Source organism: Advenella incenata (assembly GCF_004217095.1).
Lineage (GTDB): Bacteria > Pseudomonadota > Gammaproteobacteria > Burkholderiales > Burkholderiaceae_B > Advenella > Advenella incenata.
Genome location: NZ_SHKO01000004.1, coordinates 156,823 through 182,844, shown reverse-complemented (window position 1 = coordinate 182,844; position 26,022 = coordinate 156,823). Strand labels below are relative to the sequence as shown.

General features: G+C 53.6%; 22 protein-coding genes and 1 tRNA gene. 9 read left to right on the top strand and 14 right to left on the bottom strand.

Translation table 11 applies throughout. The annotated features are described in order from the left end of the window. Positions 1 to 83 precede the first annotated feature (83 nt). Positions 84 to 1,775, top strand: coding sequence for an argininosuccinate lyase (locus EV681_RS19790; RefSeq protein ID WP_128396230.1), 1,692 nt, complete (start codon positions 84 to 86; stop codon positions 1,773 to 1,775). Positions 1,776 to 1,894: 119 nt separating this feature from the next. Here the strand turns inward: EV681_RS19790 and EV681_RS19785 are convergent, their stop codons facing one another. Then, positions 1,895 to 3,157: a porin gene (locus EV681_RS19785; RefSeq protein ID WP_130304927.1), complete on the bottom strand. Its 1,263-nt coding sequence runs from the start codon at positions 3,155 to 3,157 to the stop codon at positions 1,895 to 1,897. Positions 3,158 to 3,416: 259 nt separating this feature from the next. Between EV681_RS19785 and EV681_RS19780 the strand changes: the two genes are divergently transcribed. Continuing rightward, the gene (locus EV681_RS19780) at positions 3,417 to 3,617 is read left to right on the top strand and encodes a hypothetical protein (RefSeq protein WP_130304926.1); all 201 of its coding nucleotides are present in this window, start codon (positions 3,417 to 3,419) and stop codon (positions 3,615 to 3,617) included. On the opposite strand, the gene EV681_RS19775 is transcribed toward EV681_RS19780, so the two are convergent. Next, positions 3,614 to 4,789 (bottom strand): porin, encoded by a 1,176-nt coding sequence (locus EV681_RS19775; RefSeq protein WP_128396228.1) that lies wholly within the window; start codon positions 4,787 to 4,789, stop codon positions 3,614 to 3,616. The genes EV681_RS19780 and EV681_RS19775 overlap by 4 nt on opposite strands. A 576-nt stretch (positions 4,790 to 5,365) precedes the next feature. Continuing rightward, positions 5,366 to 5,683 (bottom strand): hypothetical protein, encoded by a 318-nt coding sequence (locus tag EV681_RS19770; RefSeq protein ID WP_128396227.1) that lies wholly within the window; start codon positions 5,681 to 5,683, stop codon positions 5,366 to 5,368. 246 nt (positions 5,684 to 5,929) lie between these two features. Here EV681_RS19770 and EV681_RS19765 point away from each other — a divergent pair, with 246 nt between their 5' ends. After that, on the top strand, positions 5,930 to 7,090 hold the full coding sequence (locus EV681_RS19765; protein ID WP_128396226.1) for an enolase C-terminal domain-like protein: 1,161 nt from the start codon (positions 5,930 to 5,932) through the stop codon (positions 7,088 to 7,090). Positions 7,091 to 7,123: 33 nt separating this feature from the next. On the opposite strand, the gene EV681_RS19760 is transcribed toward EV681_RS19765, so the two are convergent. Continuing rightward, positions 7,124 to 8,080 (bottom strand): Bug family tripartite tricarboxylate transporter substrate binding protein, encoded by a 957-nt coding sequence (locus tag EV681_RS19760; RefSeq protein ID WP_242612328.1) that lies wholly within the window; start codon positions 8,078 to 8,080, stop codon positions 7,124 to 7,126. 820 nt (positions 8,081 to 8,900) lie between these two features. Between EV681_RS19760 and EV681_RS19755 the strand changes: the two genes are divergently transcribed. Next, complete coding sequence (locus tag EV681_RS19755) at positions 8,901 to 10,103, top strand: Hint domain-containing protein (protein WP_128396225.1); 1,203 nt, start codon at positions 8,901 to 8,903, stop codon at positions 10,101 to 10,103. A 94-nt stretch (positions 10,104 to 10,197) separates the two neighbouring features. On the opposite strand, the gene EV681_RS19750 is transcribed toward EV681_RS19755, so the two are convergent. After that, a tRNA-Leu gene (locus EV681_RS19750) sits at positions 10,198 to 10,282 on the bottom strand. A gap of 152 nt (positions 10,283 to 10,434) precedes the next feature. Further along, the gene (locus EV681_RS19745; protein WP_128396224.1) at positions 10,435 to 10,950 is read right to left on the bottom strand and encodes a GNAT family N-acetyltransferase; all 516 of its coding nucleotides are present in this window, start codon (positions 10,948 to 10,950) and stop codon (positions 10,435 to 10,437) included. Between the two features lie 205 nt (positions 10,951 to 11,155). Between EV681_RS19745 and dapC the strand changes: the two genes are divergently transcribed. The 5 genes from dapC to EV681_RS19720 all read left to right on the top strand — a co-directional run bounded on the left by dapC (position 11,156) and on the right by EV681_RS19720 (position 17,711). Continuing rightward, the gene (gene dapC / locus EV681_RS19740; RefSeq protein ID WP_128396223.1) at positions 11,156 to 12,358 is read left to right on the top strand and encodes a succinyldiaminopimelate transaminase; all 1,203 of its coding nucleotides are present in this window, start codon (positions 11,156 to 11,158) and stop codon (positions 12,356 to 12,358) included. Positions 12,359 to 12,569: 211 nt separating this feature from the next. Then, positions 12,570 to 13,391, top strand: a complete 822-nt coding sequence (gene dapD / locus EV681_RS19735; protein ID WP_128396222.1) for a 2,3,4,5-tetrahydropyridine-2,6-dicarboxylate N-succinyltransferase — start codon at positions 12,570 to 12,572, stop codon at positions 13,389 to 13,391. Between the two features lie 2 nt (positions 13,392 to 13,393). Next, on the top strand, positions 13,394 to 14,536 hold the full coding sequence (dapE, locus tag EV681_RS19730; protein WP_128396221.1) for a succinyl-diaminopimelate desuccinylase: 1,143 nt from the start codon (positions 13,394 to 13,396) through the stop codon (positions 14,534 to 14,536). Positions 14,537 to 14,583: 47 nt separating this feature from the next. Then, complete coding sequence (prmB, locus tag EV681_RS19725) at positions 14,584 to 15,483, top strand: 50S ribosomal protein L3 N(5)-glutamine methyltransferase (protein WP_128396220.1); 900 nt, start codon at positions 14,584 to 14,586, stop codon at positions 15,481 to 15,483. A gap of 281 nt (positions 15,484 to 15,764) precedes the next feature. Further along, the gene (locus tag EV681_RS19720; protein ID WP_130304925.1) at positions 15,765 to 17,711 is read left to right on the top strand and encodes an ABC-F family ATP-binding cassette domain-containing protein; all 1,947 of its coding nucleotides are present in this window, start codon (positions 15,765 to 15,767) and stop codon (positions 17,709 to 17,711) included. A 92-nt stretch (positions 17,712 to 17,803) separates the two neighbouring features. Here the strand turns inward: EV681_RS19720 and EV681_RS19715 are convergent, their stop codons facing one another. The 8 genes from EV681_RS19715 to leuB all read right to left on the bottom strand — a co-directional run bounded on the left by EV681_RS19715 (position 17,804) and on the right by leuB (position 26,007). Beyond that, a complete protein-coding gene (locus EV681_RS19715; protein WP_165393150.1) occupies positions 17,804 to 18,472 on the bottom strand; it encodes a phosphoribosylanthranilate isomerase in 669 nt (222 codons plus the stop codon). A gap of 137 nt (positions 18,473 to 18,609) precedes the next feature. Next, complete coding sequence (locus EV681_RS19710; protein ID WP_128396217.1) at positions 18,610 to 20,316, bottom strand: TRAP transporter large permease; 1,707 nt, start codon at positions 20,314 to 20,316, stop codon at positions 18,610 to 18,612. Between the two features lie 2 nt (positions 20,317 to 20,318). Next, a complete protein-coding gene (locus EV681_RS19705; RefSeq protein WP_041710160.1) occupies positions 20,319 to 20,933 on the bottom strand; it encodes a TRAP transporter small permease subunit in 615 nt (204 codons plus the stop codon). 113 nt (positions 20,934 to 21,046) lie between these two features. Continuing rightward, positions 21,047 to 22,147: a TRAP transporter substrate-binding protein gene (locus EV681_RS19700; protein ID WP_128396216.1), complete on the bottom strand. Its 1,101-nt coding sequence runs from the start codon at positions 22,145 to 22,147 to the stop codon at positions 21,047 to 21,049. A gap of 459 nt (positions 22,148 to 22,606) precedes the next feature. Further along, on the bottom strand, positions 22,607 to 23,419 hold the full coding sequence (truA, locus tag EV681_RS19695; RefSeq protein WP_165393149.1) for a tRNA pseudouridine(38-40) synthase TruA: 813 nt from the start codon (positions 23,417 to 23,419) through the stop codon (positions 22,607 to 22,609). Positions 23,420 to 23,447: 28 nt separating this feature from the next. Then, on the bottom strand, positions 23,448 to 23,663 hold the full coding sequence (locus EV681_RS19690) for a hypothetical protein (RefSeq protein ID WP_128396214.1): 216 nt from the start codon (positions 23,661 to 23,663) through the stop codon (positions 23,448 to 23,450). A gap of 2 nt (positions 23,664 to 23,665) precedes the next feature. Beyond that, entirely contained in the window at positions 23,666 to 24,796 is a 1,131-nt protein-coding gene (gene asd / locus EV681_RS19685; RefSeq protein ID WP_130304922.1) for an aspartate-semialdehyde dehydrogenase, read from the bottom strand. A gap of 134 nt (positions 24,797 to 24,930) precedes the next feature. After that, positions 24,931 to 26,007 carry a 3-isopropylmalate dehydrogenase gene (leuB, locus tag EV681_RS19680; RefSeq protein ID WP_128396212.1) on the bottom strand — a complete coding sequence of 359 codons (1,077 nt, stop codon included), beginning with the start codon at positions 26,005 to 26,007 and terminating at the stop codon, positions 24,931 to 24,933. Positions 26,008 to 26,022: the final 15 nt, after the last annotated feature.

Here is a 26,022-nt window from a genome sequence, read left to right as displayed (position 1 = left end):
TCTGGTTGCCGTCAACCGGGCAACCCGCTCACGATGGCCACAAGAGCCAGCAGTAACCAATATTAAATCAAGGAGACAACAGCATGAACAATGACCTATTTCGTTTGAAACCCCAGGCGCTGGCGATCGTGGCGCTCAGCCTGGCTGCCACACTGGCCCATGCGGCCAATACCGGCGAGCTGCCCTGCAAGACAACGGCAGAATGCGAGCAGCAGGCCATCAAGGCAGGCGCCATAGCCAAGCCGGTCTCCAGCAAGGCCACCAGCAAGAATGATGAAAAGGAAGACCAATTCTATTGGATTGGAAAAATCAACAAGGCCTCAGCTGTGATGCTGACTGAGGAGAAAATTGTTGAACCTGAAATGGGCGCAAAGCTTGCCAGCGGCGTTGCCTATTCGCTGGCACAATCAGAAAAACCTGACGGCAAACGACCCAAAGATGTCCTTCAAATCGAAAAAATCATCACGGATGAAGTTGGCCCGGATGCCTCTTTGATTCATACCGGCCGCAGTCGCCAGGATATGTATGCAACTTACCGGATGGCCAAACTGCGCAATCAGGTGCTGGACTATTCGGACGCGCTGAACCAATTGCGAACCGCGTTGCTTGCGGCCGCAGCCAAGAACGTCAATACCATTGTGCCGGCCTATACCAACGGCGTCCAGGCAATGCCCATCAGCTATGCGCATTATCTGCTTGCCTACGAAGCCTCTTTTGCCCGGGACGCCCAGCGTGTTCACGAACTATACAAACGCATGAATCTGTCCGCCATGGGCACGGCAGTGCTGGCCAATTCAAGCTGGCCGCTGAATCGCGAACGCATGGCTGCCCTGCTGGGCTTTGACGGCATTATTGAAAACTCCCTGGACTCCAGTCAGGTCGCGCCGTCCGATGTATCCCTGGAAGCCACGGGCATTCCTTCGTCTTCGGCCATTCGCCTGGGCGCCCTGCTGCAGGACATTCACACCCAATATCATCAGACCCGTCCATGGTTACTGCTGGACGAAGGCAGTACCTATACCAGTAGCGCCATGCCGCAAAAACGCAATCCCGGCGTGATCATGCGCGCTCGCGAAGCCGCATCCAATGTGGTCGGTCTGGCGCAAACCGTCATATTCCGTGCCCATAACGTGACCACAGGCATGACCGACTATAAATCGTCATGGGACGACCTTGGGCTCTTTCCGCAAGCGATCAAAATGGTCGACAACGTCAATACTGTTCTGAAAGCGCTCAATGTGAATGCAAAACGTTCTCTTGAGGAGTTGGAAGACGATTGGACGACGTCCATGGAACTGGCCGAAGCCCTGCAAAAGGAACATCAGATCCCGTTCCGTGTAGGCCACAGTTTTGCTTCAGCCATTGTGACCGAAGCGCGCGCCAACGGCTTCAAACCCAAAGACTTTCCTTATGACAAGGCCGGTGAACTGTATAACAAGGCGCTACAGAAATATAAATTGCCTGAGACAAAGCTTCCTATCAATGAAGCCCATTTCAGGGAAGTACTGTCGCCCGCATTTATGGTGAAAACCAGAGTGGGTACTGGCGGGCCGCAGCCGGCAGAAGTGGAACGCATGCTGGCCGAGAGCAACAAACGCCTGAGCGACGATCAAGCCTGGATGCAATCGACGCGCGACAAACTGGCGCAGGCGGACAAAAATCTGGACGAGGCGTTTACAAAACTCAAGGACTCGGCGAGCCAGGCGGACAAGCCATCCTCTGAAGGTACGTCGGCCAAATCCCCAGCGCAATCAAAAGACACGCCCAAAGGCTAATTAGGAATGCAGCGATACTGCGGAAACCAGTAAAGAACGCAATTGTGCAGCAATGAAAAAACCACCCCGAAGGGTGGTTTTTTCTGCTCTATGAAAACATCGCCAGGCGATGCATATCATTAGAAGCGGTGTTGCAGACCCACGCCAATCAGCGTGGATTTCAGTTTAACGTTACCCCTGTGGAGCGACTCATCAAACTTCATTTTGCCTACACCGTAAGAAGCGGCAGCATACACGCGGGTACGCTTGGACAGGCCTTGTACATAGCCCAGGCTGAAAATATTCAGCTTGCCTTTCATACCATCAAATGTGTCAGCTTTATTTTTAGACGTATTGCCCTGGTATGAGAACAGGACGGTACCAGTGTCGCTCACAGGCGCACTCAGGCCAACCATCCAGGACTGTTGACGGAAGCCGTTGGCTTGTGTGTAGTTCAAACCAAAAACGTCACTGGCGGGATTCGTTACTTCTGTGAAACCAGCCAATTTACCATTCAGGCCAACACTACTTACACCGGCAGCATTGGTGACGGCACCGCGGATCTGACCATAACCCAGGTGCAGTTTGACGACTTCAAAGTCATAGGCGCCAAACAGGTTCCACATATGAGTGGTGTCTTTGGTTTTCGTGTCAAAAGGCTCATTGCGACCTGTCAATGGATTAAATTCAAGTCCGCGAACACGAATATCGGTGCGGAATCGGTCGTAGGAAAGACCGGCAGTGACAGGACCATTATTAAAGCCAAGACCGGCAGAGACCCAGTTGGATGTATCACGGTTTTCTGTCTCAATGCTGCCTTCTTCAGAGGACTTCTTGTTATGAGTGCCAGAATAGGCAATACCGAATTTAAAACCGCCGAAATCAGGCGACATATACTTGAAAGAATTGTCCATACGGGCAGAAGGAGAATCACCGAATGCGCCGTCAACAACACCGGCCTGCAGAACACCAGTGCCGAAAGGATCAATTCCAGAAACCACGTCGTCGGCCACGTTGTATTGGCGACCCAGGGTCAATGTACCCCAGCTATCTCCGGTCAGACCGATAATGGCTTTGCGACCGAACAGGCGACCATCTTGTGCGGAGCGACCATTACCCAGATCAAAGCCGCTTTCCAGTTGGAAAATGGCGCTGGTACCATTACCCAGATCTTCAGTGCCTTTGAGGCCCCAACGGTTGCCATTCAGAATACCGTTAATCATGCCAACGTTGCGTTCTTCATTCCAGCTTTCACCTTTGAACTTGGTCGCGTCTTGCGTAATTTTGGCCTTGGTATAACCGATACCGCCGTCAACCAGACCGTACAGCGTGACAGAAGTTGCAGCTTGCGCCACACCGGTAGCTGCACCGAGCAGCACGATAGATTGCAATGCCTTTTTCATATTGAATACTCCATTTACAAATTTCATTCCGGCGTACCGGATTACTTCAACACCTTTGGGCTAGCGGTATGACACCGGCCAGCTTCACCGGATTAACCGGTAGCTCGACACCATGATTGTCGTGTTTGCCTGTACGTAAAGAGCAAACACGCCAACCATGTTGACAAACCACTGCATACGGGCCCACTTATCTTTTTGAATCAAAGGGTTACGGAAGCAGCTTGAGAAGTATTGTATTTTTGAGGAGCTGTTCATCGCCTTGATCCATGTAAAGGAAAAAAGCTTCGGAAGCATGTATATGGAGATGTCGCGCGTAGCCGGCGCGATAGCAGGCATGACGGCGCACTCAGTGCAGAAGCACCCGGTGACACCAGAAAAATACCGCAATAGCAAAAGCCTGAAAGATGTCGCTTTTTCGCATCAATCAGGCTTTTTTACGACATTTTGGATGATCGTTTAGAAGCGGTGTTGTATTCCTGCAGCAATTAATGTGGATTTAAGCTTGACCTTATCGTCCAACGCATCAAACCGCACATTGCCACTGCCGTAAGACGCAACGGCATAGAGCGTGGTACGTTTGGACAAATCCTGACTATATCCGAGGCTGCCAATATGCAGGCTGCCGCGCGCCTTGTCGAACACACTGTCCGAGTTTTTCACATGATTGCCCTGATAGGACAACATGACTTTACCAGCGTCACCAACCGGAATCGTCAGTCCGGCCAGCCATGCCTGCTGACGATATCCACTGGTACTGCTGAGTAATGCCGGATAACCACTATCAGCAAATGCGGTATCCAGTGAATAGATCAGTCCTGACGACAAGCCTGACGCTGGCAGAGCACCGCGGGTCTGGCCATACATCAAGTGCGCCTTGACCACACTGAAATCATAGGTAAGACCAACATTCCACATATTGCTGGTGGATTTTTCATGTTGATCCCCCAGTGTCAGGTCACTACGAAACCTGTCATAAGCTGCGGCTGCGGTCAAGGGACCATTAGTATAGGACAGCCCCGCGGTAATCCAGTTAGAAGTGTCTCTATCTACACTGCGCCCGGCGCCGCTGCTGTATTCCGTTTTCTGATTACGCCCGGAAAATCCCACTCCGAATTGAAAGCCGCTCCAGACCGGGCTCATATATTTTACCGAGTCGGACATATTGGCCGAGACAGCATCGCCAAACGCACCGCCTGTGACACCGGCCTGTCCGAAATTGGTACCAAAGGGATCCAGGGGGGATAGCAGATCATCGGCCACGTTAAACTGGCGGCCCAGCATCACTGTACCCCAGTCTGCCCCTGTTAACCCCACCAGCGCGCGCCTGCTAAACAGCGTATCTTCGGACAGAGAACGACCGGTCCCAAGGCTAAAGCCGCTTTCCAACTGAAAAATGGCGCTGGTGCCATTGCCCAGATCTTCATTGCCTTTCAAGCCCCAGTTATTGGTGCCGCCAATGCCATCGACCAGGCCGATGTCACGGGTCTTGACCCAACTGTCACCATAGGTGACCTTCTTTTGTGAATATCCCACACCGGCATCAACCAACCCGTACAGTTGCACCGATGTTTCGGCTTGCGCCAGGCCCGCGAAAGCGGTCAGCACCAATCCCGACAACAGACTCTTGTTCATACTTATTTCTCCAGTTACAGACAGGCTTTGCGGCGGTGCCCAAAGCATTCACATATGTGTTAAACACCTGTGTCCGGGATCGACCAGCCTGCTCGCATGCGGGCGCAGTGCTGGGCGTATCTCATCATTGATAAAGCAAAACTTGTGCCCGTTTTATTGACAAAGCGCCAAAGACTGGAAGCAATGGCATTGGCCAACGGCAACGACACCTTTTGGCCGGCAAAGAAATTGGGTACAGAAGACGCAATCGGTGATCGTTATTGCGTCTGCACTATTGTTCAGCCTATTAGTTTTTATGTACGATATTGTGGGACCAGAAGATGGGCAACGGCCCTCACCGACGCGCCGTTAATCACCCAGGTACGCAGAGTATTACAGGAACATGGCAAATTAAAGGGCCAAGACAAGTTATAGAATCGAGGTAGAACATCAACGACACGACAATATGCAGCGCCAGCACCGGTTTGGTGCGACATTTGCACCAAACCGAAGCGCCATTGAATGGCTTGCAACACTATTGGCGATAACAACAAGTGCCTGAATCCAGGATTTCATACACCAACAACCCGGACCAGATCAAGCGCCTGCCTTGTGCAACATGCAATAGTCGTACGCTTCCTTTCCGATACCTGTCTTGTTAACGTCGCTATCGTACGCAACATCAATAGCATACGTAAACATCGGATCATTACTCTTGTTGCCCAGCTTGGCCTTGTCCCCGGCCCTGTCATTGTGACCACCCTTGCGCGCCTGCAATGTAGCCTCTGCCGTGTCCTGCACATGCTTGCACACTGATGCGGCGTGTTGATGCGCCGGCTTTACCGGCTCTGCCGCATAGGCTTGCAAGGACGCCACGACACACATTGCGCCTACCACATATGTCATCATTTTCATTTGAATACTCCTTTTTATAATTTCGGTGCATCGATGCTGCACCATAGCTTACCGGAAAATCACAAGCCTAATGTTTCACATTGACATACTTACAATCCTGCGCCCTCCCACTTCGAACTGCATTATGATTATGACTTCCAGGATATTGCTGTTGATAACATCTGAAATAACACTTTTTCCGGAAAGCCGCCTGTCCTGCTGAGCAATGAAGATTCCAATCCATCCTACTGGCATGCCTGAACAAATATGAGTACGATCGCGTCCGTCACTGCTGTACCGTTCAATGTTTCCCCAAAAACAAACTGGTTTTTCATTCTCGTTCAATTGGATGATGGCAGCCGGGCCTGGGGAGAAGCCTCGCTTAACGGCTGGGAAATGGCCCTTCACACCGCGACCCAGTTGCATGGTCAGCCGCTGGTAGGCATGACGGTAGAAGCGGCCATTGCACAGTTGCGACCGTCAGCCTCGCTACCTGGCGGACTGGTGTCCAATGCGGTGCTCAGCGCCCTGGCCCAGGCGCTCTGGACGATTCGTGCCGAGCAGGATGCTGTGCCACTACATGCCGTGCTTGCCCCGCTGCAACGAAAAGCAATTTCAGTATACGCAAACATTAATCGCGCCACGGTCGAGCGCACGCCGGCAGGCTTTGCCGCCACAGCCAGAAGAGCTGCCGCTGCAGGCTTCTCGGGATTCAAGGCTGCGCCCTTTGACGGCGTCACACCGGATGCATGCGCTGCAGGAGAAGCTGACCAGTTGATCCAACACGGGGTAGATTGCCTGTATGCCATCCGTGAAGCCGTTGGACCTCAAGCCAGATTAATGGTGGATTGTCACTGGCGTTTCGACGAGAAAAGCGCGCTTGATGTACTGGATCAATTGCAGGCAGTTGGCCTGCACTGGTTTGAATGTCCTCTTGCAGAAACCTATGACAACTGGGATTCGCTGCGCACAATCAAGGCTCGCGCCAATGAACAGAACGTACTCATTGCAGCAGCAGAAACCCAGGTTGGCGTCGCTTCCTTCGAGATGCAGATTCGTGAAAAACTGCTCGATGTGGTCATGCCCGATATCAAGTATTGCGGCGGTCCGGCCCATATGCTGGCAATTGCAGAAATGGCTGCCGCACACGATGTGCTGTTCGCCCCCCACAATCCGACCGGTCCGGTGTGCACTGTCGCATCGCTGCATGTCGCTTGTGTCGCCAGCAAGGCCCATATGCTCGAATTACAATTCGAGGAAAGCCCGCTATATGATGCGCTGGTCGGGCAGCAACACCCGACGCTGGAAAAAGGCAAATACCATGTTCCCAACCGTACTGGCCTGGGTGTGGAGCCCGACATGCAATTGATAAGCGCCCATCCCTTCAAGCCTGTGCCGTTTGGCATTGAAACGTTGCTGGCAGTCTGACTGCACTACTGCTGCCAGACCGCAAGCATCGTATCAATCGGCCTTGATGTTCTTTTCCTGGGCCAGTTTTTTCCAACGACTGACATCATTGCGGATGCGCCCGGCAAACTCCTCGGGCGTGCCACCGGCCGGCGCACAACTGACTGCCTTAAGCCGCTCCTGAATTTCTGCAGATGCCAGCGCCACGTTGATTTGCTTGTTCACGCTTTCTATTATTTCATTTGGCGTTCCGGCCGGCGCCAGCAAGCCAAACCACGCTACCGTTTCAAATCCCGGATAGGTTTCTGCCAGTGTCGGTACGTCGGGCAGCTCTGGCACACGCTCCTTTGTGGTCACCGCCAACGCCTTGGCCTTGCCCGACTTGATCTGACTTAGCCACGGGGGCAAATTGCCAATCATGGTAACCACCTCATCCGATAGCACGGCCTGAACCGCCGGTGTTGCGCCACGATACGGAATGTGAACCAACGGCACGTCGGCAAGACTCTTGAACAATTCTGCAGAAAGATGAGCCGAACTGCCGATACCGCCTGAGGAATAATTCAGCGAGGTTTTGCTGTTCTTTACGTAGGCGACAAATTCTTTCAGATTGCTGACCGGCAAATCCTGGCGAACCGCCAACACATTGGCTGCTGTGCAGAACAAGCCCACGGGGCGGAAGCTTTTAACAACGTCGTAGCGCAATTTGCTATAGATAGCCGCATTGATTCCATGCGAGCCGGCATTGCCGACAATCATGGTATACCCGTCGGGTTTGGCGCCGGCAACCGACTCCGACCCAATCACTCCCCCTGCCCCCGGTTTGTTCTGTACCACGATTGTTTGCCCGAGCGCCCTGCCTACCTTATCTGCAAGCAAGCGGCCGATGGAATCTGAGCCGTCGCCTGGCGGGCTGGGAATGACCCAGGTGATAGGCCGTTCCGGATAAGCAGCCAGCGCAGGCGTGCAAGCCAAGGATAAGGTCAATGCCATGAATGTCGAACGCTTCAATATATGTCTCCCAAATGACCCAGTGTATAAAAGGGCCTATATTATTTGAACGAACTTCTGATTCAATTGTTATTGCTCTTAAGTATAACGATTGTGATAACGCAGAGGAGTTTGAGATGCAAGGAATATGCTGCTGCATACTGTAATGCGATCCAGATTGACGCACAGCTACGACAGTGCGGACGGCATATTTCCGGATATGAAGCAAATTGAATACTGCCAATGAGCACCATCACCAACGAGACACGCGTTCGGGTGAGTTAATGGCAAAAGTGTAATGACAAATGTGGTTAATCCGGCGCAGCCACTACCCCTGCCGCCCGATAGAGGACGTAAAAAAACGCCCAGGCACGCGTGCCGAAAGGCGAAAATGCATACGACACTTAGGATGGAACGCATGCATTGCGGAATATTACGAAACTTAACGTTTGTTAACAATCTCGGGTTTACCCGTGTTCGATAAGATCAATTGCAAAAGGAGCGGCCAATGAATGAAAAACCAAAAGGCGTCTTTTTTTGCCAGATTATTTTCCATAGGGATCCGTACACCACTGGAACTATCGGATTGGCGAGGCGGACATACTGCCCAAAAATTCTGACCACCCTGATAATTGACTGTCATATTTCATAAATAATTGTGTTTATTTAAGAATTATTTCACTGCCAGGAGTGAGCAAACATAAATATCCGTTGATTTTCACCTCATATCTGTTAATAATCAGTCTGTCAAATATTTCCATTATTTACAAACGGTAAGGGTGAATATGCAGGCTCACTCATCCAAGACAAAAATTAGAGAATGAACAGGATAGGTGAACTCATGGCAGATATAAATGTTGATGATTACGTAAAGACGTTGTCGGTCGACCAAGCTGACTACGTTGAAGACGGCACACTTAATGTGCAAATTGAGGATAATGGCCATCTTGGCAGATTAATAATCAACAATCCTTCCGACTCTCCTGAACCACTCAATTTGGCAGTCTTGGGCAAAGAGGGTTCTCACTATACAACCGATTTACGGTTTGACGAGGGCGCTAATGTCAAGCTTGTTGCGTTTACTGCATGGGAGGGCCTTACGACCGAAGCCAGGCCCACTGTTTTTGTTGAGAATGGTTCCACACTTGAATTTACACCAGAGTTTCTATCCAGTGGACAAGTCCCATTTGATATTCGGGTTAATGGGGGTAGCAAGCTTATATATGACTCGACAGGAACCAGTATTGATCAGTCCAGCTCATTAATTCAATTAACGGTTGTGAGTCCGGGTTCAGAAATACAGGTCATTGGCGCTAATAGTTATAGTTTTGTCGATGGCAAACTTACTTTCAAAAACAGTGAGGGTGAAATTGTTGGCAATTTCAACGCTCCATGGATTGACGGCAACATGACATTGGAAGGAGACACGCTTACGTTTGCATGCTACCTCAAAGGCACACACATTGCGACACCAGACGGTGAGGTTCAGGTTGAATACCTAAAAGCCGGCGATAAAATATTAACTGCCAGTGGCGGCGTCGCCACCGTAAAATGGCTCGGATACCGTACGCTTTACAAAAGCCGTATCGCCGACAAAGACGCCAAGCGCGCTCTTCCGATCCTTTTTAAGAAAGGCTGCATCGCCGACAATGTGCCACACCGCGACTTGTTTATGTCACCTGGTCACCACGTCAGCTTTGACGGTAATCTGGTTGCTGCAATGAATCTGGTCAATGGGAAATCAATTGTGCAGCAATTTGAAATGAAATCCTTCCAGTACTTCCATATCGAGCTGGAGCAGTTCGATATCCTGCTGGCCGAAGGTGTGCCGGCAGAATCATACGTGGACACCGGTAATCGCAATATGTTCCAAAATGCGCATGAAGTTGCGATGAACCCGGACTTTGGGCCGGCTAAAGGCAGGCCGAATATCCCAGGCATCACGGTGGTCCGTAAAGGCCCCTTACTGGAAGCTATCCGCGCCAAGCTGCTTGAACGTGCCAATTGGATGCAGGTGCCAGAAGCCCGGGAGCGCGTTGGGTAGTGGTTATTTTTTCAGTGCCGCAGCGGCAAACAGATGCGTAACCCGTTGATTTTGATGATTATTGATTCTATATAATCAACAGGTTTAAATACTGTGGTGCGAGCGAAGAGACTCGAACTCTTACACCTTTCGGCGCTGGAACCTAAATCCAGTGCGTCTACCAATTCCGCCACGCTCGCATCAAAGAACGGGGATTATAGTAGGGTTTGGTGCTCTGCGTAAAGAAATTATGTCAATTCGATGATTTTCACAGTCGAAAAAACCATAAAAAGCGATAAATAACCTCCAAAACAGCAGTTTGCCTTCAAGGGGCACGGCTGTTTTTGCGCATTCACGGGCAAGCGATGTGGTACGTCAAACGCACAAACTTGCGCGCCTGTTCCCGTTGGACAATAACGCCGCCCATCGATTGTGCAATGCGACGGCTTGCCCTGTTTTCCTCTGCTACGGGATAAACCAGAATATCGGGATTCAAAGTAGCTCTGGCCCAGACGCCTAACGTTTGCACCGCTTCACGCCCGTAGCCATTCCCATGCTCATCCTCGCGGATCCATATGCCAAGTTCGGGCGAGCCAGTATTTGCAGAATGCACGCCACAGAGGCCCAAAAACTGATTGTGCCTGACCAGGCGGATGGAAAAAACAAAATCTGTCCCCTTCTCAAATCCGCTGAGCCAACCCTGCCATACGTGCCGAAATGCTTCCTCATTCGGACTCATGTCCCATTCCATGTAGCGAGCAAGCGTCGGCGTCTGGCAGGACCAGGCATCTTGCGCATCGGCTTCGGTAAACGAAGACAGAATAAGACGAGTGCTCGTCATGGAAAACGAATGGGAAAACGTCGTCATATCACAACCTCTAAAGCGGCCAATCCGCCGATCACGGTGACTCTATCATAACGGGACCAGGCGTATTTGCGAAAAATAGCAACGACGAACTTATCCAATAACGACGGTCTGAAATAAGCCGCCATATCATAGAGAGAATGGGGGTCGCATCGATGCTGACCAGCCCCTATAAATGGTAAACTTGCGCATCTTCGCAAGGTCTGTCATGAATCCTAAATTACGTCTGCTGCAACCCTATCCCTTTGAAAAATTGCGGGCGCTTCTTGCCACTGCTCCTACCCCTGCTGCGGGGCTGACCCATGTGAACCTGTCGATTGGTGAGCCCAAGCATGCTACGCCAGCACTGGTTAACGCGGCGATCACCGATCACTTGACCGGCCTGTCCGCCTATCCGCCGACCAAGGGTGATGCGCTGTTGCGTGAAACGATTGCCGCCTGGATCGGCCGCCGTTACGACATGCCCGCGCCAGATCCACAAAGCCAGGTTCTGCCTTGCCTGGGCTCCCGGGAAGCGCTGTTTGCCTTTGCCCAAACCGTGCTTGACGGCGCCAGCGACAGCCTGGTCATCTGCCCCAATCCGTTTTACCAGATTTACGAAGGCGCCACCCTGCTGGGAGGCGCGCAGCCCTATTACGTCAACGCCGTGCCTGAACGCAACTTCAGCCCCGACTGGTCGGCCGTGCCTGCGCACATCTGGGAAAAGACACAATTGCTATTTGTGTGCTCTCCCGGCAATCCCGCAGGCAATGTCATGCCGGAAGCCGAGTGGGCATTGTTGTTCGAACTGTCGGACCGCTACGGCTTTGTCATCGCCTCCGATGAATGTTATTCCGAAATCTATTTCGACGATGCGCATCCGCCGGTAGGCGTCTTGCAGGCTGCATACAGGCTGGGCCGTACCGACTTCAAAAACTGTGTCTGTTTCTCCAGCCTGTCCAAACGCTCGAATGTACCTGGCATGCGCTCGGGTTTTGTCGCCGGCGATGCAAGCCTGCTTGAATCGTTTCTCCTTTATAGAACCTATCACGGCAGCGCCATGAGCCCGGTATTTAGTGCGGCCAGCACAGCCGCATGGAATGATGAAACGCATGTTGAACAAAACCGCGCCCTGTATAAAGCCAAATTTGATGCGGTTTACCCGATTCTGGCTGAGGTGCTGGACGTAAAAATGCCCGATGCCTCGTTCTATCTCTGGGCGGGAACGCCGGTCGCCGACCCTGATTTCGTTCGTGATTTGTTTGGCGCACAGCATGTGACGGTACTGCCCGGCAGCTATCTGGGGCGTGAAGCGCATGGAATCAATCCAGGCGCCAATCGCATCAGGCTGGCGCTGGTTGCGCCGCTAGACCAATGTGTGGAAGGCGCCCAGCGTATCGCCCGGTTTGTCCGCGATCGCTACAGCAGCTGACTGTAAGCCGGGCCGCTCGCGACCCGGCCCCTTTCTGCAGTCCAGGTAAAGAGCCGCGCAAGCGCCCGGTTTCACTGTAACGCCGGGGATTTTGTTAAGCTTCGGTATCCCGCGAAGGAAAAGCGCATTAGCCGGCCATGGGCACGCCCCATCCGGAAGATGGCCTATCTTTCACAATTGTGTTTATTATTTTTCAAACTATCCAAATCTTATGACTACTGACCTTCAAACCGTTCTGGAAAAAGCGTGGGATGACCGCGCCAATTTGTCTTCCTCTACTGTTTCAGCCGAAGTGCGCGATGCCGTGGGCACTGCCCTGGCCGGACTGGACAACGGCACGCTGCGCGTTGCCGAGAAAAAGGACGGAGACTGGTCAGTGAACCAGTGGTTGAAAAAAGCGGTGCTATTGTCTTTCCGTCTGAATGACAACGCGGTCATGAACAGCGCGCCGATGCAGTTTTTCGACAAAGTACCACTTAAGTTCCAGGACTTTACCGAAGCAGATTTCAAGGCCGGCGGCTATCGTGTCGTGCCCAACGCCGTCGCGCGTCGTGGCGCTTTTATCGGTAAAAATGTGGTCCTGATGCCTTCATACGTCAATATCGGCGCCTATGTAGACGAAAACACCATGGTCGATACCTGGGCAACTGTGGGTTCCTGCGCGCAAATCGGCAAGAACGTGCATCTGTCCGGTGGCGTAGGTATTGGCGGCGTGCTGGAACCGCTGCAGGCGAACCCAACTATTATTGAAGACAACTGCTTTATCGGCGCGCGTTCTGAAGTGGTCGAAGGCGTGATTGTTGAAGAAAATTCAGTCCTCGCCATGGGCGTCTTCATTTCTCAAAGCACCAAAATCTATAACCGCGAAACCGGTGAAGTGACCTATGGTCGTGTACCTTCCGGTTCAGTGGTGGTGCCCGGCTCCCTGCCCGCGGCTGATGGCTCACACAGCCTGGCGTGCGCCGTGATCGTCAAACGCGTGGATGCAAAAACCCGCGCCAAGACCAGTATTAACGATCTGCTGCGTGCCTGATCATGAGTGATGCAATTTCTTCACCGGTACTGGCCCTGACACAGACGCTGATCGCCCGCCAGTCGGTCACGCCAGACGACCGGGATTGCCAGCAAACACTGGCCGCTGAACTGGCCGATTCTGGCTTTGTGGCAGAACATCTGCCTTTCGAAGAAGTGCAAAACCTTTGGCTGCGACGCAATGCTGCGTCGCCGCTGCTCATTTTTGCCGGGCATACGGACGTGGTCCCCACCGGCCCATTGGAACAGTGGGATAGCGACCCCTTTGTGCCTACGATTCGCGACGGCAAACTGTATGGCCGTGGTGCAGCTGATATGAAAAGCTCCATCGCCGCGTTTACCATCGCCGCCAAAGCGTTTGTGCAGGCACACCCCGACCATCGGGGTTCCATTGCCATGCTTATTACCTCTGACGAAGAAGGCCCTTCCGTCAATGGCACGGTCAAAGTCTGTGAATATCTGAAGCAACAGGGCGTGCAGCCGGATTACTGCATCGTGGGCGAACCTACATCGACAGCCGTATTGGGTGATGTCATCAAGAATGGCCGACGGGGATCGTTGTCAGGCAAGGTTGTGGTCAAAGGCTTGCAGGGCCATGTGGCCTACCCCCATCTTGCCCGCAATCCGATTCATTTGTGCGCGCCGGCATTGCATGAACTGGCGAGCACCGAATGGGATCAGGGAAATGAGTACTTTCCTCCTACCACCTTCCAGATTTCCAATTTCCATTCTGGCACGGGAGCCACCAACGTTGTCCCAGGCACCGCCGAATTTCTGTTCAATATCCGGTTTTCCACCGCCAGTACCGTTGAATCGCTCAAAGCGCGTGTGCAGGCCATTTTGGATGCGCACCAGTTGGAAAGCACCATTGAATGGACCCTCGGCGGCGAGCCGTTTCTGACGCCACGGGGCGAACTGTCCGACGCCTTGTCTGCCGCAATCCAGGACGTAACGGGTGTGCAAACAACACTGTCGACCACCGGTGGAACGTCGGATGGGCGCTTCATTGCAAAAATCTGCCCGCAAGTGATTGAATTTGGGCCGATCAATGCCACTATCCATCAGATCAACGAGCATATCGAGGTAGACAGCCTGGAGCCGCTGGCCGCCATTTATCGTAAAACGCTTGAAAACCTTCTGTTATAGACTGTCACTACCCAGTTGTATATCAAACATTTAATATCGGATATTTTATGGCTTCAAAAATCCACAATGAACTGAAAACGGTGCGCGATGTTATTCGCTACGCAGTCTCCCGCTTCAATGACGCACAGCTGGCTTTCGGTCACGGCAGTGACAATGCCTGGGACGAAGCCGTCTACCTGGTCCTCTCCACATTGCACTTGCCGCTTGATACGCTGGATCCATTTCTGGATGCCCGATTGCTGGAAGACGAGAAAAAGAAATGCGTCAGTCTGATCGAGTTGCGTGTCAAAAAACGCGTCCCACTGGCATACCTGACTGGCGAAGCCTGGCTGCAGGGCCACCGTTTCCTGACAGACAAGCGGGTCATTGTGCCGCGCTCGCCCATTTCAGAACTGTTGGCCGAGCATCTTGAGCCATGGGTGGATGATCCAGAGAACGTTCAGCATGTGCTTGATCTTTGTACCGGTTCCGGCTGCCTGGCCATTCTTGCTGCGTTGGCCTTTCCGAATGCACAGGTAGACGCGGTTGATCTGTCTGATCACGCCATTCGCCTGGCGCAAAGAAATGTTGACATGTACCAACTGGGCGAGCGGGTAAACGTGCTACAGGGTGATCTGTACACGCCGCTGAAAAAGCAGCGGTACGATGTCATTGTGTGCAACCCACCCTACGTGAACAGCACCACCATGGCGCAGTTACCCAGCGAATACCAGCACGAACCGTCGCTGGCCCTGGCTGGCGGAGACGACGGCATGGACATCATTCGCACTATTCTGGACCAGGCCGCAGCGCATCTTAGCGATGACGGCTTTATCGTTCTTGAAATCGGCAATGAATATGAAAACTTCATGAACGCCTTCCCAGCACTGAATCCGGTATTTCTGGAAACGGCCGAGGGCGACGACTCCGTCCTGCTATTGACGCGGGAACAGTTGCAGCCACGCTGACGCTATCCTGCAAACATTCAAGGGCTTGCCTGGCGCCATACCGGGCAAGTACAGGCCCTGGTTTGCACGGTCGCAATCGGCACCGAGACATTGAACGCCACTGCTCGGCGTCATACCGGCAAATGTGACGCGCCGGCAACCATGGTTGAGAACCATTCCCGTACTACCGGCCCATCGGACGCTGCTGAATGGTTGTGGATTGGTGATTGGTATCACCTGTCATATTCTGACGGATGCCGCCCATCATGTTCTAATTATTATTTTTCCTCGGATTACTCGCTTTGATTCGCTCTTCTGGCCTTACTTTACGTCGCGGCACCAAGGTGCTGCTGGAAAATGCTGACTTCGTGGTTCATCCCAAGGAGCGGGTTGGCGTTGTCGGCAAAAATGGCTCAGGCAAAACGACACTGTTCGCCCTGCTACAAGGCCGGATAGATGCCGACGCCGGCGATTTGTTCATTCCCGACTCGTGGCGGATTGCCACCGTCGAACAGGAGATCCACGCCACTACCCAGCCTGCGCGGGAATTTGTCATTGACGGAGACAGGCATCTGCGCGAGCTGCAGCAGGCACGTGCTGCCACACCCGATACTGACGGCACCCGCATTGCCGAGCTGGAAGCGGCGTTGGTAGAGGCTGACGCCTGGAGCGCACCGTCACGGGCCGAGCAATTGCTCGCCGGCTTAGGTTTCAAGCCCGAACAGTGGACCCAGGCGGTCAACAGTTTCTCCGGAGGCTGGCAAATGCGCCTGGCGCTGGCCCGCGCACTGATGGCCCCCTCGGAATTGCTGCTGCTGGACGAACCGACCAACCACCTGGACCTGGATGCCATGTTGTGGCTGGAAAAATGGCTGGCCGCCTATGAGGGAACGATCATTTTGATTTCCCACGATACCGAATTTCTGAATGCAGTGGCCCGGACTATTTTGCACGTGGATCAGCAAAAACTCGTGCGCTATAAGGGCGGATACGATGATTTTCTGACTCAGCGCGCCGAGCGTGTGCGCCAGCTTCAGGTCGCGATTGAGCGCCAAGGCCGGGAATCTGCCAGGCTGCAGTCGTTCATTGACCGCTTCAAGGCCAAAGCCACCAAGGCCAAGCAGGCGCAAAGCCGGGTCAAGGCGCTGGCCCGCATGGAAAAGCTGGCCCCGCTGCAGGCGGAGTCTGGTATTTATATTCATATTCCTTCACCGCCATCCATGCCGGATCCGCTGCTTCGCCTGGACAAGGTGTCCACCGGGTATATTGACGAACAAGGCAATCAGACCGTCATTCTGCGGAATATAGAGCTGATGATCCGCTCTGGCGCCAGAATCGGCGTACTTGGGGTCAATGGTGCCGGTAAAAGTACCCTGATCAAAACCATTGCCCGCGAACTGGTGCCGCTTGCGGGTCATTACAAGCCATCAAAGGGCCTGGAAATTGGCTATTTTGCCCAGCACCAGCTCGATATGCTTGACGTTGACGCTAGCCCGCTGCAGCATTTGCAGCGTATTGCGCCCGAGGCACGCGAACAGGAACTACGCAATTATCTGGGTGGATTTGGTTTTGGCGGCGATAAAGTCAATGACAAAGTGGCGCCCTTTTCCGGTGGTGAAAAGGCCAGGCTGGCCCTGTCGCTGATCGTCTGGCAAAAGCCCAATTTGCTGTTGCTTGACGAACCCAGCAATCACCTGGACGTTGATACCCGCGAAGCGCTGGCCACCGCCCTGGCTGAATTCGATGGCAGCATGCTGATGGTTTCGCACGACCGGCATCTGCTGCGCACCACCGTCGACAATTTCTGGATCGTCGCAGATGGTCAGGTGATTGAATTTGACGGAGATCTGGACGACTACCGCGACTGGCTTGCCCAGCGCGCCCTGTCCATGCGCCAGGAAGAACGTGATGCCTCGCTTGCGGCCGATGGACTAAGCGGCGCTCCGGATCGCAAGGCGGTGCGGCGCCAGCAGGCTGAAGAACGCCAACGCATTGCACAGCTGCGCAAACCGCTGGATAAACGTCTTGCACAAGTCGAAAAGGCCATGGAAACCGCGCAAGCGCGGATTGCCCAGATCAATGTACTGATTGCCGACGAAAATTTTTATTCTGATGCGCGCAGAGATGAACGCGTTGCCGTGTTGGCCGAGCATGGCGAGCTGACCGCCACTGCCGAAACGCTGGAAGAGGAATGGCTGCAATTGCATGAATCGATTGAAGCGTTGACCAGTCAGACCCAAATCGAATAACGGGCCCATGCGCGGGCCGATTAAGCCCGCAACCGTCGCCAACTGCCTGACGCCACCATTGATAGCCTCATCACGAGCTGTCGTCAAGCAACTTAGAGTTTCACGGGCCAGTGCAACTTGTCCGCCTCGGACAGCGCCAGCATAAAGGAACGCATTTTGCCGGCACTTTTTTCGCCAGGCGCAATTTCAATGCCGCTGCTCAAATCAACCGCATAGGGATGATAGCTGTTCACCAGCGCAGCAATATTGGATGCATTCAAGCCGCCGGCAATCATTATTTTGTACGCCGGCAGAATCTGCGTGGCTTGCGTCAACAACCCAATGTCAAATGAAATACCCGCGCCGCCATAGGCGGGCGAATAGGCGTCAAACAGGAAAGCCCGGGCGTTCGGATAGCCACTAACCGCAGTTGCGATCTCCTCGGGTGAAGCCAGTCCCGGCGCACCGACTCTCAAAGCCCGGATATAGGGATAGGAAAATTGTTCGCAGAAATCAGCCGTTTCATCACCGTGAAACTGTATGAAATCTGGCCGCACCCTATTGATAATCTGTTCGATGGCCTGCACGTCAGCATTTACGGTCAGCGTGACGGCATTCACAAACGCCGGCACCGTGCGTCGCAACGCCGCCGCCTGTGCCAGGGGCACATAGCGCTTACTTTTTTCATAGAGCACCAGCCCGATGGCGTCCGCCCCGGCGCCAACCGCATCGTGAATATCTTTTTCTGATGACAGTCCACAGAATTTAACGCGGGTTCTCATTTTCAGTCCCATAAAAAAACCCTGGCAAAAACAGGTGCCAGGGTTCTGAGTTTAACGAAATTTCAGGGACAATGCCGCGAAAATGCCGTTACCGGTGCGCCGGAACAGGGAAAAACACCCCTGCCCGGCAAAAACCGCTATTTAAATGCGTTGGCCGGATCGTCGTAGGCATCGCTGGAACTACCTTCACTCTTGTCAGCGCCGCTATCGGATCCGTAAGGATCAGTACCGTAGGAATTGCCTGTGTCGAACGTGACCTGACTCGGGTCGATACCGGTGCCGGTACCCTTGTAATGCATGACCATGCCCGGAAACGCCATGACCGACGCCACCATCAGCAACTGAATGACAATGAACGGAATGGAGCCCTTGTAGATCTCGCCGGTCGTAACTCGCTTGATCAGTTTGCCAGTCACTCTGTCGGTGTAGTCTTGTTTTGGTGCAACCGAGCGCAGGTAGAACAGCGCAAAGCCAAACGGCGGGTGCATGAACGAGGTTTGCATGTTGACCGCCAGCAATACACCGAACCAGATCAGGTCGATACCCATCTTGTCGGCCACCGGACCCAGCAATGGCACGATAATAAAGGCCAATTCAAAGAAGTCCAGGAAAAACGCCAACAGGAATGTGGCAATACTGACCACGATCAGGAAGCCGATTTCTCCACCGGGCAGAGAAGCAAACAGTGCCTCTACCCAATGCTGCCCGCCAAACCCGGTAAAGGTCAGCGTGAAGATGGTTGAACCCACCAGAATGAAGACGACAAAGCTGGTCAGTTTGGTGGTGGTATCCATCGCCTGCTTGAGCAGCGATAGCGTCAAGCGGCCGCGGATCAGCGCCATGATAATAGCGCCAACGGCCCCCATGGCACCGCCTTCGGTCGGTGTGGCCACGCCAATAAATATGGTGCCCAATACCAGGAAAATCAGAAACAGCGGCGGTACCATTACGAAAACCACCCGTTCGGCAATCTGCGACAGCATTTTCAGCCGCAACAGCTTGTTCAGGCCAGCGATTGCAAATGCAATAACACCCCACAGCAACAGGTTCAGAACGATGGTTTCATCGGCAGCGCTCTTTTCAGATAGAAAGACTTTGCCCAGCAGCCACGCCCCGACGCTGGCAACAACGACCAGCACGACTAATGACGGCAAACCGTTACTGCCATTGGGCTCGCGATAGATGCGGGCCTCTGGCGGCAGGGCCGGTGCGTACGACGGTTTGATCAGCGATGCAATTACCACATACACGATGTAGGCGCCTGCCAGAATGAAGCCGGGAATCATGGCCCCACGGTACATATCGCCAATGGAACGTCCCAGCTGATCGGCCAGAATAATGAGCACCAGTGAAGGCGGGATGATTTGCGACAGCGTGCCTGAAGCCGCGATAACGCCCGTTGCCAGCTTGCGATCATAGCCGTAACGCAACATGATCGGCAGTGAAATCAGGCCCATGGAAATTACCGAAGCCGACACCACACCCGTGGTGGCTGCCAGCATGGCGCCCACAAACACAACTGCAATGGCCAGCCCGCCGCGAATCGGCCCGAAAAGCTGACCGATGGTCTCCAGCAAATCCTCGGCCATGCCCGATCGCTCCAGGATCAGGCCCATGAGGGTAAAAAACGGCACGGCCAGCAACGAATCGTTTTGCACAATCCCAAATACCCGGTCAGGCAGCGCCTGCAGAAACGGGAAGGTAAACTCGCCAAAGGCAATACCCAGCAAGGCATAAAGAATGCCGTTGGCAGCAAGCGAAAAGGCAACCGGAAAGCCCAGCAGCAAAAAGCAGATCAATGTCAGGAACATGATCGGCGGCATATTTTGAATTAAGAACTCCATGCTTAGTTACCCGCCTGCAGTGATTGTTGTCGTTTCAGTTCCGCTTCTGCCGCAATTTCTTCGGCCAGCAGCTCTTCCGCTGTCTTGCCACCCAAGGGTGCAAGAGGATCGGGACCTTTTCCACTGAGATAAGCCACGCATTTGATCAGATGAGAGATACCCGCCAGCACCAGTAACGAGAAGCCGATAGGAATCAGCAACTTAACCGGCCAGCGCACCAGCCCACCGGCATTGGAGGACTGCTCGTTGGTCTCGAACGACAGCATGAAAAAGGGCCAGGACAGATAAATGAGCAACAGGCAGGCCGGCAACATGAAGAACAGCACGCCTACTGTCTCGATAATGATCTGAGTTCGCTTGGACAGACGCTGTGAAATAATATCCACGCGTACATGTTCATTCTTAAGAAAGGTATAGCCGGCCGCGAGCAGAAAAATCGCGCCAAACAAATACCATTGGATTTCCAGCCAGCCATTGGAGCTGTAATGAAATACTTTGCGCACCACTGCGTTTGCGGCACTGATCAGCACCACGACCAGTGTGAGCCAGATCACAACGCGGCCAACCGCAGTCATGAGCGCGTCAATAGCCCGGGAAAGAGTGAAGAGAAACTTCATTTGCTTTCACACCAAAAATAGGGAAAAAGAAGAGAAACAACATATGCCTGTTTTGCTGACCATTTGACCCTAAGGAAAAATAGCCAGCAAAACAGGAATTTTACATGGTGTTTTTATTTTTTGTTTCTCAATGCGTCCAGCATGAATGCATCGTAGCTGAACTCGGCCACCCCGAACCAGGGGTAAACGTCATTGCGGAACGCCATGTAGTCATCGTGGACTTTCTTGAACAGCGGGTCTTTGGCAGACAGCTCTTCATAGACTTTGGTCGCTTCGGCAAAAGAGGCATCAAGCACAGCCTTGGGAAAACGCTTCAGGACACCGCCGCCGGCGATCAGACGACGCAATGCACCGGGGTTTTTCGCGTCATACGTGCCAATCATTTCTTCAGTTGCCAGCGCACTGGCCTGCATGATAGCCGCCTGATAATGTTTAGGCAGTTTTTCGTACTCGCCATCATTGACGTACAGCGACACCTGAAAGCCGCCTTCCCACCATCCCGGATAATAATAGTACTTGGCTACCTTGTTAAAGCCGAGTTTTTCATCGTCATACGGGCCGATCCATTCAGCGGCGTCAATAGTGCCTTTCTCCAGCGAGGGATAAATATCGCCCCCCGCCACCTGCTGCGGAATCACACCCAGACGTGACAGCACCGCGCCGGCAAAGGCGCTGCAACGCATTTTCAGACCCTTGAGGTCCTCTACACCATTGATTTCCTTACGGAACCAGCCGCCCATCTGTGTGCCGGTGTGGCCGCAAGGAAAATTGACAATATTGAATTTTTTGTATACTTCACGAGTCAGCGCAAGACCGTTGCCGGCCCGCATCCAGGCATTGTACTGGCGGGTGTTCAGGCCAAACGGCACTGCCGCATCAAAACTGAGGGCAGGATCCTTCCCGTAATAATAATAGGCCGCGCTATGACCACATTGCACCGTGTTGTTCTGGACAGCGTCCAGCACTTGCAATGCAGGAACCACTTCCCCTGCATGATGGACACTGACTTTGAACTTGCCATCTGTCGCTTCAGCCAGATGTTTGGCAAAATTGACGCTGCCGTTATAGATCGCATCGGCACTGGTTGGAAAGCTGGAAGCCAGACGCCAACTGATACTGGGTGCGTCTTGCGCAAAAACGGGCGATGCCAGTACAGCACCCCCCGTTGCGGCAACACCGGCTGTGGCCTGCTTGAGGAAGGAACGACGTTTCATCGTTGATGTCTCCAATGGGTATTGTGAGTAAGAGAAGCGAAACTTTTGGTTACCGGGGCATGCTACAGGATTTGTGATATTTTTACCCTCAAGAATTACCCTTATTTCCGAGATCTCGCTGGCTTATTTCGTATGCAATGAGCCGCCCAGCTGGCCTGTGAGCACCCCACCCTTCCTATCTTTATTGCAGATGTGATTAACTTTGGACGCTCCGGCCCTTTGGCCACGACGCCTGTTCCTGTTTGTTGTTTTTATTGCATATGTAAAGAATGTCGCCAAGGCGAAGGCACAAGGGCAGCGACATGGGGTACGGCAGGCAAGCTGACCAGTTGCTGACGAATGACGTGCACGCAGCCGGCGGATCATGCGCATAAGGCCAGGTGCCGCGCATTCGGTTGTATAGCCTCGCCGATGGCCTGGCAGCCACAAATGGTCTGCATCTTACCCTTGATGCTGCACTCAGGACTCAAACAACAGCGCCTGCATCGGGCGGCTCAGATCGAAGGCATCAAATTGTTCCAGACCGAAATGGGCGGGATAACTGGCCTGGGCAAAATACAACCCGTCGGCCATAAAGGTAGGCGCAGCCACCTTACGGTCACGCGCAGCCATCACCTGGGGCATCCAGTCCGGCGGGTAGCGCCCCTTGCCCACATATAACAGACAGCCCAGAATATTGCGCACCATGTGATGTAAAAACGCGTTGGCCCTGAGGGTGAAAACAAAAAATGCGCCCTGCTGAACAATATTAAGATGTTCAATGGTGCGAATTGGACTGGCTGCCTGGCATTGCGAGGAGCGAAAACTGCTGAAATCATGCTGGCCAACCAGATACTGCGCCGCCATTTGCATGGCATTCAGATCCAGTGGATGGAAATCCCAGCCGGCCCGGCCATGCCAGTGCGGAGACAGAATGCGCTCGTTTCTGAGCAGATAAACATAGCTGCGGGAGGTCGCGGAGAAACGCGCATGAAACTCGGCGGGCATCTCCTGCGCCCAGCGCACGGTAATATCGGGCGGCAGATGGGCATTAACCCCTCTGACCCATGATTCCATCCGCCGGTGTATGGCAGTATTAATGTGCACCACCTGGGCCCGCGCGTGAACGCCTGTATCGGTACGGCCCGCACAGATGGTGGGCGTCGGCTCGCAAGTGAATGCCGCCAGCGCCTTTTCCAGCCTGTCCTGGACAGTGCGCCCGCGCGGCTGCGTCTGCCAGCCCAGATAGGGTTTGCCATTGTAGGAGATGCCCAGCGCGATACGTCTGGACACAGGCTCACCGTCCTGGGTGGCTTGCTGCTCAGGAACGGGTTGAAGCGTCGGAGTCAGGTGCATCAAGATCCAGATTGATGGATTTGAGTTTCTGCTGGAACGCATCATAGCCGGGGCCCGCAGGGAGCCGGGCCTTCTGGCGCTGGTCATAACGCTGCATGATGAACAGGCCCACAACGATGACGCCTAATACCCCAAGCAGCCAAAACGAAATGTAATTCGCTATCCAGGTGGGCAATTCCATGATTACAGCTCTCCGACGCTGATGCGCAACATGCGGCGCAACGGTTCTGCCGCACCCCACAATAACTGGTCGCCGACGGTGAAAGCACTCAGATATTCCGGCCCCATGGACATCTTGCGCAGACGCCCGACCGGGATATCCAATGTGCCGGTTGTGGCCACGGGGGTCAGGTCCCGCATGGTTTCGTCACGGGTGTTCGGGACGACTTGAGCCCACTGGGTACCTTCCTTGAGCATGTCGCTTATTTCGTCAATGGACACGTCTTTTTTCAGTTTGATTGTCAGTGCCTGACTGTGACAGCGCATGGCGCCGATACGCACGCACAAACCATCAATGGGAATGGGTGCACTGCCAAAGCCTTCGCCACGGCCCAGGATTTTATTGGTTTCAGCCTCGGCCTTCCACTCTTCACGGGATTGGCCATTGCCCAGATCCTTGTCGATCCACGGGATCAGACTGCCCCCTAGTGGCACGCCAAACATATCGCGCGGCAGCGCCGGGTCCTGCTGTTTTGCCAGAACCTGGCGGTCGATTTCAAGAATGGCAGAGGCCGGATCGTCCAGCAATGGTTTGACAGCCGCATTCAGCTGACCAAACTGGGTAAGCAGTTCGCGCATATGCTGGGCGCCACCACCCGACGCCGCCTGGTAGGTCATGCTGCTCATCCAGTCAACCAGGTCATGTTTGAACAGACCAGCCAGCCCCATCAACATGCAGCTGACAGTACAGTTGCCGCCGACAAAATCGCGCACGCCTTTGCCAATGGCCGCATCGATCACATTGCGGTTGACCGGGTCCAGTACAATGATTGCATTGTCTTTCATGCGCAAGGTGCTGGCCGCATCAATCCAGATCCCATCCCAGCCGGCATCGCGCAATTTGCCATGCACCTGCGTGGTATAGTCGCCCCCCTGAGCTGTCACAATAATAGGTAACTTCTTCAGAGCATCAATGTCATGTGCGTCCTGCAAAGGCGCTGCACCCTCGGCCCACGCCGGGGCTTTGCCTCCGGCATTGCTCGTTGAAAAGAAGACCGGATTAATAAAGGCAAAATCGCCCTCATCGCGCATACGCTGCATAAGGACGGAACCCACCATTCCGCGCCATCCGACAAAACCCACTGACTGTGACATGATTCTTTACCTGATTCTGTGAAGCTGAAAAATGAACTGTTGTTGACTATAACTGCAATATATAACTGCAATAGCGAATGCGCGCAGCCCGGTGCGCCATCCGCCATTATAAGTGACTGAATTTTATAACTATATCAGTTTAACGCCTTCAATACGGCGTCACCCATTTGAGAAGTGGAAACTTTTGTGGTGCCAGCCTCGAAAATGTCGGCTGTACGCAACCCCTGCTCCAGCACTGCCTTGACTGCATTTTCGACCCGATCTGCAGCCGCCGCTTCGTTCAGCGAATAACGCAGCATCATGGCGGCAGACAGAATGGTAGCCAGCGGATTGGCAATATTTTTGCCGGCAATATCCGGTGCTGAACCGTGGCTGGGCTCATACAAGCCCTGGTTGGAGGCATTGAGCGACGCAGACGGCAGCATACCGATAGAGCCTGTAAGCATGGCCGCTTCGTCCGACAGGATGTCGCCGAAGATATTGCCGGTCACAATGACATCGAATTCCTTGGGCGCACGCACCAGCTGCATGGCCGCGTTATCGATATACATATGAGACAGCTCGACGTCCGGATAGCCTTTGGCCACATCGATCATGATATCGCGCCAGAACTGCGACGTTTCCAGCACATTGGCCTTGTCCACGCTGCACAGCTTCTTGCTGCGTTTCTGCGCCGCTTCAAAGCCGATGCGGGCAATACGGCGCACCTCGGACTCGGCATAACGCATGGTATCAAAGCCTTCCTGCTCACCCTTGAATTCACCCTCTTCTACCACGCGCACGCCTCGGGGCTTGCCAAAATAGATATCGCCGGTCAGTTCGCGGATAATCAGGATATCCAGACCCGATACAATTTCCGGCTTGAGCGATGAGGCATTGGCCAGTTGTGGATAAAGAATAGCTGGCCGCAAATTGGCAAACAGGCCCAGGCTTTTGCGCAGGCCCAGAATGGCCTGTTCCGGGCGATGCTCGCGCGGCAGGGAATCGTAGTTCCATCCGCCCACGGCGCCAAACAGAATGGCGCAGCTGCGTTTTGCCAGCGCCAGGGTGGCTTCAGGCAGCGGATGGCCGTGCAAATCATAGGCGGTGCCGCCGACAGGCGCTGTTTCCATGGTCAGATCCAGATCCAGGGCCCCCAGCACGCGCTGGGCCTGTTCGACGATTTCGTGACCGATGCCATCACCGGGAAGGACTGCAATTGTATGTGTCATAACGCGTATTTCTCT

Bases quoted from the DNA above. Each gene is read 5' to 3' on its own strand.
- dapD (WP_128396222.1), top strand. From the start codon at position 12,570: ATGACTACTGACCTTCAAACCGTTCTGGAAAAAGCGTGGGATGACCGC.
- EV681_RS19765 (WP_128396226.1), top strand. From the start codon at position 5,930: ATGAGTACGATCGCGTCCGTCACTGCTGTACCGTTCAATGTTTCCCCA.
- EV681_RS19745 (WP_128396224.1), bottom strand. From the start codon at position 10,950: ATGACGACGTTTTCCCATTCGTTTTCCATGACGAGCACTCGTCTTATT.
- EV681_RS19755 (WP_128396225.1), top strand. From the start codon at position 8,901: ATGGCAGATATAAATGTTGATGATTACGTAAAGACGTTGTCGGTCGAC.
- EV681_RS19710 (WP_128396217.1), bottom strand. From the start codon at position 20,316: ATGGAGTTCTTAATTCAAAATATGCCGCCGATCATGTTCCTGACATTG.
- leuB (WP_128396212.1), bottom strand. From the start codon at position 26,007: ATGACACATACAATTGCAGTCCTTCCCGGTGATGGCATCGGTCACGAA.
- EV681_RS19705 (WP_041710160.1), bottom strand. From the start codon at position 20,933: ATGAAGTTTCTCTTCACTCTTTCCCGGGCTATTGACGCGCTCATGACT.
- EV681_RS19775 (WP_128396228.1), bottom strand. From the start codon at position 4,789: ATGAACAAGAGTCTGTTGTCGGGATTGGTGCTGACCGCTTTCGCGGGC.
- prmB (WP_128396220.1), top strand. From the start codon at position 14,584: ATGGCTTCAAAAATCCACAATGAACTGAAAACGGTGCGCGATGTTATT.
- EV681_RS19690 (WP_128396214.1), bottom strand. From the start codon at position 23,663: ATGGAATTGCCCACCTGGATAGCGAATTACATTTCGTTTTGGCTGCTT.
- EV681_RS19700 (WP_128396216.1), bottom strand. From the start codon at position 22,147: ATGAAACGTCGTTCCTTCCTCAAGCAGGCCACAGCCGGTGTTGCCGCA.
- dapE (WP_128396221.1), top strand. From the start codon at position 13,394: ATGAGTGATGCAATTTCTTCACCGGTACTGGCCCTGACACAGACGCTG.
- dapC (WP_128396223.1), top strand. From the start codon at position 11,156: ATGAATCCTAAATTACGTCTGCTGCAACCCTATCCCTTTGAAAAATTG.
- EV681_RS19770 (WP_128396227.1), bottom strand. From the start codon at position 5,683: ATGAAAATGATGACATATGTGGTAGGCGCAATGTGTGTCGTGGCGTCC.
- EV681_RS19790 (WP_128396230.1), top strand. From the start codon at position 84: ATGAACAATGACCTATTTCGTTTGAAACCCCAGGCGCTGGCGATCGTG.
- EV681_RS19715 (WP_165393150.1), bottom strand. From the start codon at position 18,472: ATGAGAACCCGCGTTAAATTCTGTGGACTGTCATCAGAAAAAGATATT.
- asd (WP_130304922.1), bottom strand. From the start codon at position 24,796: ATGTCACAGTCAGTGGGTTTTGTCGGATGGCGCGGAATGGTGGGTTCC.
- EV681_RS19785 (WP_130304927.1), bottom strand. From the start codon at position 3,157: ATGAAAAAGGCATTGCAATCTATCGTGCTGCTCGGTGCAGCTACCGGT.